The following is a 3,823-nucleotide window of genomic DNA, read 5'->3' as shown; positions in this document are numbered from 1 at the left end:
GCTGTCCGGCACTTGACCATCTCCTTTAGATTCTGTCGTTCTTCCACTGCCAATGCGATCACAGTCTCTGGTTTACGCATGTGTCTACTATAACACATCGCCTTACTATCGTCTAGCTAACTGCACAACTAAGTACTAGTGTCCAGTTGCAGGAATAGGCGTTATTCGTTTTGTGGAGGGGATGCCCTTCGCCTTCGCTCAGGGCGACATACCGCATAAATGTCAGGGTAACATATTGCCCACTGTGTCATTCTGAGCGCAGCGAAGAATCTTGCAGTTATTGCCGAGATTGCTTCGTCGTCCTTCTGCAGAAGGACGACGAAGCAATGACATGATGCAGCGTGCATTGTCACTCCAGAAGAGCGAGTCTTGAGACATCCTCTCTCGACCAGACCTTCGGATTGCGAGAAATACCAGGCGTCGGGTCAGCCTGTAGGGACTCTGTCCGAGGTCGGGAACCAGGGGCAACGGACAGACCTTCAGGTCTGTCCCTAATGAAGGGAAATGGCCGAGAAAGTGGATAGGCATGCTGCAGAAGGACGACAGCCACCACTCCTAGGTGTCATTCCTGAAAAAGCCGACCATGTCATTCCGATATTGCCCACTGCGTCATTCTGAGCACAGCGAAGAATCTTGCCTGCTGCGCTGACTTGTGCAATCAGTCACTAGCTGCCTGCCTGGGGACTATCCGCCTCGATAACTCCCTTCAAGGCAGAGATAGCTACTTCGACCTGCTCATCACTGGGTTGCCGGGTGGTCATCATCTGTAGAGCCAGCCCAGGAGCAAAAAGAATGCGCATCACCCGATTATCAGCATACCGGGCGCTGATGCGGGTGAATTCATAACCAAATGCAGCAATGACAGGCAGCAGCACTATGCGTGACACAAATCGCAGCCACAGTGACTGATGACCCAGGAGTGCAAAGAGAATGATGGCAATAACCAACACCGCGAAGAGGAAGCTCGTTCCGCAACGAACGTGAGCCGTAGAGTATTTTCTCACTGCAGCCGGCTCCAGAGGAGCATTGTCTTCGTAGGCATTGACTGTCTTGTGCTCCGCACCGTGATAGGCGAAAACCTCCCTGATATCAGGTATGAGGTTTATCAAGGCAAGATAGACGATAAAGATGGTGATGCGGATAAGTCCCTCTATGATATTGCTGAGAATTGATGAATCGACCTTAATGAAATTGGCAATAAACATCGGAGCCAGAAAGAAGAGGGCGATAGCAAAGCTCAGCGAGGCAGCAAGTGCGCCCCACAATAAAGGGCCGGGAACCTCATCGCCTTCCTCTCCCAGGGACAAATTCGCCGATTGGAAGAGCACCTGTATGCCCAGAACCATGGTTTCCACAAGGGCTACCACCCCCCGTACCAGCGGTATCTTCCTTATCCTTCCCGTGTAGGCAGACGGCAAAGGCTTAGTGGTTAATACCACCTCGCCGCTGGGAAGACGCACCGCCATTGACAGATAGCGCCGTCCCCGCATCATCACGCCTTCGATGACAGCCTGGCCTCCATAGTGGAAATCTTCCGGCAAGCTACTCCTTACAAAAGAAGAAGAGAGCAGAAATCCTGTTCCGCTCTCTCAAGACTCACTTCAGGTGCTAATTCGAACTTGTACCTTCAGGGCGATGTCCCAGCCTGTTCCTTACTCTTGCTCCTATATCGTCTCTTGAACCGCTCTACTCTACCTGCAGTATCAACAATGCGCTGCTCACCGGTAAACAAGGGATGGCACTTGCTGCAAATCTCCACCCTGATCAGCTTCTTCGTAGCACCAGTGACAAAACTGCTGCCGCAAGCACAGGTCACCTTGGCATCTGAATAATAAACAGGATGAATCTTTTCTTTCATTATCTCACTCCACCGTGTAAACGCTGGCCCTTTTCTTGTACTTAGTGGCAGGCTCAAACTTCACAACTCCATCGATGAGAGCAAAAATGGTATGATCCCTACCCAGCCCCACGTTCTCGCCCGGCCATATGCGCGTGCCTCTCTGTCGAACAATTATCGTTCCTGCCAACACTGTCTGGCCACTGTATCGCTTCACGCCAAGGTGCTTCGCCTGGCTATCGCGGCCGCAACGTGTGCTTGACGCACCTTTCTTGTGTGCCACTCCAATCAACCTCCAATCATGATCCCTGGCCCAAGCTTATCTGCTTGATAGCCAGTTTGCTATAAAACTGACGATGTCCCTTCTTTCGGCGATACCTTGCCTTCGGCTTATACTTGAAGACAATAATCTTATCGCCTCGTTCCTCCCCGAGGGCTTCAGCCAATACCTTGGCTCCCTCTACCAGCGGCTTGCCCACTATGACCTTCTCGCCATCAGCGACAAGGAGCACTCTATCCAATTCAACCTGACTGCCTTTCTCTGCAAGCAGCCGGTCTACCCGGATAGTCTGGCCTGGGGAGACCTTATACTGTTTACCCCCGGTTTCAACAAGTGCGTATATCTTCTTCCTCCAGACTTGGTTAATGACTGAATCTTACTATTCTCCCATCTCACCTGTCAAGCTGCGCCGGGTCATCTCGAGGACATCTCAGCATGGGATCAAGCAGAATTATTCTGCTTCTTACTCTCGTCCACGGCCTTTTGTGCTCTCGTGATACGCCTCCACAACCATACCTCCATAACGATATAGAAGAAGGCGATGACATAGCCTACCGCAGCAAAAATATAGGACGCACGTACCGTCATCAAAACACCAATGGCAAGCCATGCCATGATCAGGAGTACCCAGAAGGCGCGTTCTCTAAGTCTTTTCACCATATTTCTCCCCTCCTGAATTCTCGCATTGTCTCATCAGCGTAGTTGAAGCCTGGAGAGTTGTCAAACACTGTCATCCTGGATCGCACGGATAGGGAAGACCATCCTTCCAATGAATTGCAATCCAGAAAACAGTTATGCAGGTGGTAAGACTATTGAGCAGGGGAAAGCCACTGCCAATTCAAGCACAATCCACACCCGTTATTCCCGGTGAGCGGGAATAACGGAGCGAAGTTGGCAAAGAACGGTACATGGAGCAGCCACTATTGCTTTCGATTCGCTACGGCTCTCTTTCTCAGCAAGCCAATTCCATGACGCATGGCATAATAGATAACGAAAGGTCCCGCCAGTACCAGCAGAAGTACGATCTCCCATTGCATTTCGGTCACTCCTTCCTACATCTCACAATCCGGTTATCAAAACTGCGCTATGGATCGCCCTTCGATCCAGACTAACCCTATGGCCACAAAGCCACGATGGACGAGGTATCTGCCTGCCTGCCAGGATACCTGTATCTCTTCACCATCCCACGCTCTCTAGAACTCACCGGGATGCTTTGCTTCCCTGGCCCATCGGCGAGAGAACATGATCTTGAAGTTCGCAGGGCTCATCATCGCCCTTATCACCGTCCACATGTCCGGCATGCTCAGGCCTGCCCTGATCTTCCAGCGCACCGGTTCGGTGGTCTCAACCTGCAAGATCAGATAGTCACCCTGGCGCACTATGCCAGTCACCTTAGCCTTGAGCTCCGTCTTCCCTAAGCCTGTTGATCTGAATAACATCTTTCCCCCCCTGTGATAGATAAATTAGAGCTATTAAATTTGCTTACTACTAACTATTAGGATTATAGCAATTAAATGACCGGTTGTCAATACATAATCCGAATCTTTGTTTTGATCTCTTGTTTTCCCTGATCCACCATCAAGAACGATGAAAGGACCTCGTTGGCGACTCCTGCAGAGAGGAGTAGAATAGGAAAACAACGGGCAATTCAGACACCAGCGAGGTGAACTAATGATAACACAAGGGGTGCTACCTTTTCGATACGA

At 50.7% G+C, this 3,823-nt stretch carries 6 protein-coding genes; all 6 read right to left on the bottom strand.

Features of this window, described 5'->3' with window-relative positions; genetic code table 11:
• Window positions 1-665: 665 nt before the first annotated feature.
• The 6 genes from NTZ04_00510 to NTZ04_00485 all read right to left on the bottom strand — a co-directional run bounded on the left by NTZ04_00510 (window position 666) and on the right by NTZ04_00485 (window position 3,556).
• Window positions 666-1,541 (bottom strand): DUF1385 domain-containing protein, encoded by an 876-nt coding sequence (locus tag NTZ04_00510; protein ID MCX5990810.1) that lies wholly within the window; start codon window positions 1,539-1,541, stop codon window positions 666-668.
• 86 nt (window positions 1,542-1,627) lie between these two features.
• Window positions 1,628-1,858, bottom strand: coding sequence for a 50S ribosomal protein L31 (gene rpmE / locus NTZ04_00505; GenBank protein ID MCX5990809.1), 231 nt, complete (start codon window positions 1,856-1,858; stop codon window positions 1,628-1,630).
• A 4-nt stretch (window positions 1,859-1,862) separates the two neighbouring features.
• Window positions 1,863-2,120 carry a 50S ribosomal protein L27 gene (gene rpmA / locus NTZ04_00500; protein MCX5990808.1) on the bottom strand — a complete coding sequence of 86 codons (258 nt, stop codon included), beginning with the start codon at window positions 2,118-2,120 and terminating at the stop codon, window positions 1,863-1,865.
• A 16-nt stretch (window positions 2,121-2,136) separates the two neighbouring features.
• On the bottom strand, window positions 2,137-2,460 hold the full coding sequence (rplU, locus tag NTZ04_00495; protein MCX5990807.1) for a 50S ribosomal protein L21: 324 nt from the start codon (window positions 2,458-2,460) through the stop codon (window positions 2,137-2,139).
• A gap of 98 nt (window positions 2,461-2,558) precedes the next feature.
• Complete coding sequence (locus NTZ04_00490; GenBank protein ID MCX5990806.1) at window positions 2,559-2,777, bottom strand: hypothetical protein; 219 nt, start codon at window positions 2,775-2,777, stop codon at window positions 2,559-2,561.
• Window positions 2,778-3,310: 533 nt separating this feature from the next.
• A complete protein-coding gene (locus NTZ04_00485) occupies window positions 3,311-3,556 on the bottom strand; it encodes a hypothetical protein (GenBank protein MCX5990805.1) in 246 nt (81 codons plus the stop codon).
• Window positions 3,557-3,823: the final 267 nt, after the last annotated feature.

This window comes from Chloroflexota bacterium (genome assembly GCA_026389585.1).
GTDB lineage: Bacteria > Chloroflexota > Dehalococcoidia > UBA2247 > RBG-13-53-26 > JAPLHP01.
Note: the sequence above shows the minus strand (reverse complement) of the source record. Positions and strands in the feature narration are given on the sequence as shown.